6 protein-coding genes are annotated in these 6918 nt (G+C 37.7%); all 6 read left to right on the top strand.

The features are described 5' to 3' along the window. Positions 1 to 178 precede the first annotated feature (178 nt). The 6 genes from cspD to Q0A12_RS00715 all read left to right on the top strand — a co-directional run bounded on the left by cspD (position 179) and on the right by Q0A12_RS00715 (position 6860). Complete coding sequence (gene cspD, locus Q0A12_RS00690; protein ID WP_208788004.1) at positions 179 to 379, top strand: cold-shock protein CspD; 201 nt, start codon at positions 179 to 181, stop codon at positions 377 to 379. A 104-nt stretch (positions 380 to 483) separates the two neighbouring features. Further along, positions 484 to 885, top strand: a complete 402-nt coding sequence (tagD, locus tag Q0A12_RS00695; protein WP_291290807.1) for a glycerol-3-phosphate cytidylyltransferase — start codon at positions 484 to 486, stop codon at positions 883 to 885. A 169-nt stretch (positions 886 to 1054) separates the two neighbouring features. Beyond that, positions 1055 to 2110 (top strand): ABC transporter ATP-binding protein, encoded by a 1056-nt coding sequence (locus tag Q0A12_RS00700; RefSeq protein ID WP_291290808.1) that lies wholly within the window; start codon positions 1055 to 1057, stop codon positions 2108 to 2110. Positions 2111 to 2155: 45 nt separating this feature from the next. Next, a complete protein-coding gene (locus Q0A12_RS00705) occupies positions 2156 to 2965 on the top strand; it encodes an ABC transporter permease (RefSeq protein WP_291290809.1) in 810 nt (269 codons plus the stop codon). A 256-nt stretch (positions 2966 to 3221) separates the two neighbouring features. Continuing rightward, entirely contained in the window at positions 3222 to 4304 is a 1083-nt protein-coding gene (locus tag Q0A12_RS00710; RefSeq protein WP_291290810.1) for an LCP family protein, read from the top strand. A gap of 435 nt (positions 4305 to 4739) precedes the next feature. Continuing rightward, positions 4740 to 6860, top strand: a complete 2121-nt coding sequence (locus tag Q0A12_RS00715) for a penicillin-binding protein 2 (protein WP_291290811.1) — start codon at positions 4740 to 4742, stop codon at positions 6858 to 6860. Positions 6861 to 6918: the final 58 nt, after the last annotated feature.

Raw genomic sequence — 6918 nt, forward strand, 5'->3', positions numbered from 1 at the left:
AAACAAAGGAAATAGTGAAAAATCGTTGTTATCACCTTAACTACTGTCATAATACAATAGTCTTCCTTCTGTCTGTTTGGATAGTTTTATTTTTGAAACATATTGATAACGCTTTCGTTTTTAGCTATAATAATGTGGACGGAAGCGTCTTACTTTAATTAATGGAGGATTTACACGCATGGAACATGGAAAAGTAAAATGGTTCAATAATGAAAAAGGTTTTGGGTTTATTACAGTTGATGGTGGAGATGATGTTTTTGTACATTTCTCAGCGATCCAAGGAGATGGCTTTAAATCGCTAGAAGAGGGTCAAGAAGTTGAGTTCTCAATTGTTGAAGGCGCTCGTGGACCACAAGCTGCAGAGGTCACTAAACTTTAATGAAGAACAAGCTGGAGGAGACTTCAGCTTTTTTGATTTGCTATTTGTGGTAGAATTTGATATCTTCAGTGTATGATAAATAGATCAAAAATGAGGGATAATTAATGAAACGAGTGATTACGTATGGAACATTTGACCTTTTACACTATGGGCATATCAATTTATTGCGAAGAGCAAAAGAACAAGGGGACTATTTAATTGTGGCTTTATCCACGGATGAATTCAATTGGGATGAGAAACAGAAAAAATGCTACTTCTCCTATGAGAAGCGCAAGCAATTGCTAGAGGCAATTCGTTATGTTGACCTCGTTATTCCTGAAAAAGGTTGGGAGCAAAAAGTTCCTGATGTAAAAGAATATCATGTTGATACTTTTGTAATGGGTGATGATTGGGCTGGCAAATTTGATTTTATTCAAGAGGAAACGGATGCTGAAGTGGTCTATCTGGCAAGAACCCCTGAGATATCAACGACACAGATCAAAAAAGATTTGAAATTAAACAATTAAGTTTCGAATGTAAAAAGACATCTTTGATTGGATGCCTTTTTTTATTGCTGCATCTCTACTTTTTCTTAAAATTTTCTAGTTGTTTTTCGTTGTTTATTTTGTCTTACAGAAAAATATGATATGATGTAGCTTGAGTTGTACCAAATCAAAAGAATTTCTTTGAGAATGGATGAAGAAAGTGGAAAAAGAGATTAAAGTTCGTAGTACTTTGGTTACAAAGGAATATGACTTATACAAAAAAAAATCAGACAAAGTGAAAGCATTGTTCAAATTTTACCATCGAAATGTTCCACGTTTTTGGGCATTGAAGGGAGTTAGTTTCGAAGTTCGTGCCGGAGAATCGGTAGGAATTATTGGGATTAATGGTTCAGGAAAGTCGACTCTTTCCAATGTCATCAGTGGCATTATTCCTCCTACCTCAGGCACAATGGAAGTCAATGGGGATACGTCAATCATTGCAATCGGAGCGGGTTTGAAATATCAATTGACTGGCTTAGAAAATATTCGCTTAAAAGCACTGATGTCTGGAATGACGAATAAGGAAATCGATGCAAAGATGGATGAGATCGTTGCCTTTGCAGATCTAGGCGATTTTATCAATCAACCAGTTAAGAGTTATTCCAGTGGGATGAAGTCTCGTTTAGGATTTGCCATTGCTGTGCACAATGATCCTGATATCTTAATTATAGATGAGGCATTATCCGTCGGAGATGAAACATTCTATCAAAAATGTGTGGACAAAATCATGGAATTTAAGGAATCTGGTAAAACGATTTTCTTTGTCAGTCATGCTTTAGGTCAAGTGGAAAAATTATGTGATCGCACCATTTGGATGCATTATGGCGATTTGCGTATGTTTGGACCAACTGAAGAAGTGATGGCGGAATACCGCAAATTTATTGATGGATTCAAGAAACAGTCTAAAAAAGAGCAAAAAATCTATCAAGATAAGTACAAAGAAAATCAAAAGTCATTTAATCTAACCAAATTAGCTGAAGAAAGCCAAGATGATATCTTTCTGAAAGAACAGAATCTGTCTGAACAGATGATTCAGAAAAATCTTAAACGGACACCATTGGGGGAGAAGATGTCACTGCCAACCAAAGGACTATTGAGTCTAGTGATTTTAGGGACAGTATTTTGTTCGCTAGTTTCTTTTAGTGGTAGGTCCATCACCTATGCGATCAAGCATCCTGTGGACGCGATTGTAGAAGTATTCAAATGAAGATGATGATTCTTTATTTAGGCCAGATAGAAAAGGAAGAGTTTTGTGAAAGAGATTGCTGCAGTTATAAAAGAACAATTTAATCATGCGGGGATTATCTTCCGTATGTCCAGATATGAAGATAAAGCGACGTATCAGAGCCATTATTTAGGTTTGGCTTGGCAAATTTTGAATCCGGCTATTCAAATTGGTATTTACTATTTGGTTTTTGGGCTAGGGGTTAATGGAAACCGTAAAATAGATGGCGTCCCGTTCATTATTTGGATGTTGATTGGGATCACTGCTTGGTTCTATATCAATTCTTCTGTACTTGGAGCGTCGAATAGTATTCATCGACAAGTTGGTATGGTAGCGAAGATGAAATTTCCAGTTAGTATCTTACCATCAATCAATATTATCAGTAATTTGTCGTCTTATATCCCGATGGTGGCTATTGTAATAGGCTCACTCTTATTAGCAGGAGTAACCCCGACGATTTATTGGCTACAGTTTATTTATTACTTTATTGCCATGGTTATCTTCTTGTTTGCTTTTGGACTATTGAATGCGACGATTACAGTGCTGATTCGTGATTATCATATATTCTTACAGTCAGTGTTGCGATTACTATTTTATGTTTCTGGTCCTATTTGGGATATTACTAATCGAAATATGCCAGTAGTTCTTGTTAAAATTTTGAAATTAAACCCGTTTTACTATTTGATTGAAGGGTTTAGAGATGCCTTTCTATCTCGTGCTTGGGTTTGGGAAAAAACAACTTATACGTTAATTTTTTGGGGAATAACCATAACGCTGCTGATCGTTGGCAGTCATTTACACATGAAGTTCAGAGCGCGATTTGTTGATTATATTTAAGAATAAGAATAGAAAACTATCCAAATGATTGGGGAGGAGGGCTAGAACCGACTTTCTGTTGTTTGGGTAGTTTTCTTTCTTTTGAAAAGGTGGCTATAGAAACTGCTGTATTGGAAAGCTGATGTTCTGTGCATCGTTTCATTTCTGTTGCATTCGTGTTAAGATTCTGTAATAAAAAAGAAACAAGATTGCTGAAACTGTAAAGTTATGGCAAAATTTAAGCGATTACCTAATAATATTGCGATAGAGGTGTAGGATGCGGTTATATCAAAAAGTGATCTTGGGACTACTAGTTGTTTTAGCAGCTGGTGTCGTTGTTGTCACAGTTTACGGAATGAAAGTTTACGATGACACAAATAAAACGTTCAACAATATTACTCAAAGTGCAGAACGTACAACAAAAAAACGGGAAATAGCAGTCAGTATTGAAGATAGAGAACCTTTTTCAATTCTCTTACTTGGAATCGATACTGGTGCGTTAGGAAGAACCGAGCAGGGGCGCTCAGATAGTATGATGGTTGTTACAGTAAATCCTGCAAAAAAACAATCGACGATCGTTAGTCTTGATCGTGATATTTATACTCAAATCGTTGGTTATGGTACGTTAGACAAACTGAACCACGCCTATGCATTTGGTGGTGAGGCGATGTCAATGGATTCTGTTGAAAATCTATTGGACATACCTATTGACCACTACGTTACCATCAATATGCAAGGAATGCGGGATCTAATTGATGCCGTTGGCGGTATTGAAGTGACCAATGAAATTGATTTTACGTTGGAAGGCGTACATGTGCCTAAAGGAACCATTACATTAGATGGAAAAACTGGTCTTGCCTATGCTCGAATGCGTAAACAAGATCCAGAAGGCGATATTGGACGACAAAAACGTCAAAGAGAAGTTGTCACTAAGATCGTTAAAAAAGTAATGAGTCTAGATGGTGTCAGCAATTATCAAAAAATTTTGAAAGCTGTTGAAAAAAATTCAAAAACAGATTTGACTTGGGATGATATGATGGATATTGCTACGAACTACTTACCTGCGTTTACGACGATTGACCAAGAACAACTACAAGGTGAAGGTCAAATGATGAACGGTGTGTATTACCAGCTACTAGGCATCAATCAATTACTTGAAATGCAGAATAAATTAAAAGAACAGTTAGATTTGCCTACCAGTGAAACGTTGTCTCAAGGGGATGAATACACTGATGGGTATACGAACTATCAATTGTATGATGATACGAACTATAATAGCGGTGAAGTCACTGATACATCAGGCAATTATAACGATCAAACAGGTTATCAGGAAGATGTTGAGAATTACTCAGGATATTAAGTGAACGTACGAAAGGGACTGTGACATAAGTCATCATCCAACAAGCTAAACCGAATCATATGCTATTGCGATAGATTCCTCGGACTTTTGCGACGAGGAGTCCCTACACCGCAGGAGCAAATACTAGGGACTGTTCGGATATTGATACTTGTCGGAGACTTATGGCACAGTGCCTTTTTACTTTTCCACAGAAATGCGACAGGGAAATGTGTTTCACACGATCGGAATTGTAAAAGTTTAAGAAAGCTTAAATATAAGGAGATTTCTTTGTCAAGTAAAACAGTTGTTGCGTAACTGTGAAACATTACAAAGATTGAGAACGAATTCTTATAATTTTCTCTAAGGATCCTTGGAGAATCATGATTTCTTCTGTTTATATTGAAATTTTTTGGTAAAATAAGACGGTAAGCAGTTTGGAATGAGAGGATAGAAGAGATGAAGAATCTAAAAGATAAAGTTATTAAGAATATACGAAAAGGGCCTGAGGAGCCAAAGTCAAAAACTTATCGTAAATCCCATGTTCCCTTTCGATTGAATTTTCTCTTTTTTGTGATTTTTGGTCTTTTTGTTGCATTGATCGTGCAATTGGGGTATTTACAAATCGTGAATGGCGATAACATTGAGAAGCAATTAAAAGCATCTTCTGTGGTAGAAGTAAATGGCAGCTCACCACGGGGCATGATTTATGATGCGTCTGGCAAAGCTTTGGTCGAAAATAAAGCGAATGCTGCGATCACATTTACCAGAGGAAACAAAATGACGGCTGAAGATTTGCTGAAGACGGCGCAAAAATTATGTACACTGATTAAGATTCCAATCGATAAGAATCTGACTGAGCGAGATTTAAAAGATTTCTGGTTGGCAGATCCTGACAATTTGGAGAAAGCGCAAGAACAATTAAGTCCCAAGCAAAAAGCTCTCGGCACTTCTGAACAATATGCAGCAATGGTCGATAAGGTAACCGATGAGGATATAGCATTTAGCGATGATCAGCTGAAAGTAGCCACTGTTTTTAAACGAATGAACAGTGCCCAATCTCTAAGTACGGTCTATTTAAAAAATTCTGATGTAACAGACAAAGAATTAGCCATTGTCTCTGAAAATATGACCGAACTTCCAGGGGTCTCTACTGGTACAGATTGGACGAGAAAAATCGTTGAAGGCAGTTCATTAGCAAGCCTGCTCGGAACTGTAACAACAGAAACACAAGGGATTCCAGAAGAAGATTTAGATGAGTATTTGGCAAAAGGATATGCGCGAAATGATCGTGTAGGACGTAGTTACCTAGAGATGCAATATGAAGAAGTCCTTCAAGGGTCTAAATCAAAATCTCAGATCACTTTAGATAACAACAATAATATTGAAAGTCAAAAAGAAATCTATTCGGGGGCAAAAGGCGATAATCTTGTACTGACGATCGATGCCAAGTTCCAAAAAGCAGTCGATGAAATTTTACAAAACAATTTTAAGTCGTTGATCGATTCTGGGGCTGCTGAGTATTCACCAGGTGTCTATGCCGTAGCAATCAATCCAAAAACTGGCGGAATCTTGGCGATGTCAGGCTACCAACATGATGCCGAATCAACGGATTTGCAAGAAAATGCGATTGGTACTTTTATCAATGCCTTTGTTCCAGGATCAGTTGTTAAAGGTGGAACTTTAGCTGCGGGTTGGGAGAATGGCGTCTTAAATGGGAATGAAGTTTTATATGACCAACCAATTCGGATTGGTTCCGATGTTAAAGCTTCGATTTTTAACCCAACCGGGGCGAATAATCGGAACTTGTCTGCTGAACAAGCACTAGAGGTTTCTTCCAACTCCTATATGATGCAAGTGGCACTACGATTAATGGGCATCGAATATCAGTCTGGTATCTCGATCCCAACGGTTGATCGCCAAACAGAAGCCTATAAAAAGTTACGTACGGCTTTTGCTTCATTTGGTATGGGTACGAAAACAGGGATCGATTTACCGGGTGAAGCAACGGGAATCAGTACACCGGTTGATCAGTTAGATACTGTCAGTGATGGGGGGAAGATTCTTGACTTAGCCTTCGGACAGTTTGATACCTATACGACTTTGCAATTGGCTCAATATGCCGCAACTGTAGCGAATGGTGGCAAACGATTGCAGCCGCACATTGTTTCTGGCATCTACGGGAATGATGAAACAGGTAGTTTAGGAAGCTTGAAATCAGCGGTAGAACCTACCGTATTGAACGAAGTTGGGTTAACTAGTGATCAGATGAAAATTATTCAAAATGGATTTTATGATGCCGTTCACGGAACAGATGCATGGGCGACTGCTACAGGTTTAGCTTCTGCTAAAATGGAACTTTCAGCAAAAACTGGTACGGCAGAAACACCGATTGTTGATGAAAACGGCAAAACTATCAATTTGGTTAACTTAAACATCGTGGCTTATGGACCAAGTAATGATGCAGATGTAGCAGTTGCGGTCGTTTTACCACAGGTTAAATCGGCTACCAATTCACATCCAAACGTGAAAATTGTCAAAGAAATCATGGATGCTTACTATGATTTATATATGAAATAAAAAACTGGATTATAAGTTTTAATCTTTTGAATAAAAAAATGTTGATGAGCTTTGTCGC

This window comes from Enterococcus sp., from assembly GCF_022711995.1.
Lineage (GTDB): Bacteria > Bacillota > Bacilli > Lactobacillales > Enterococcaceae > Enterococcus_D.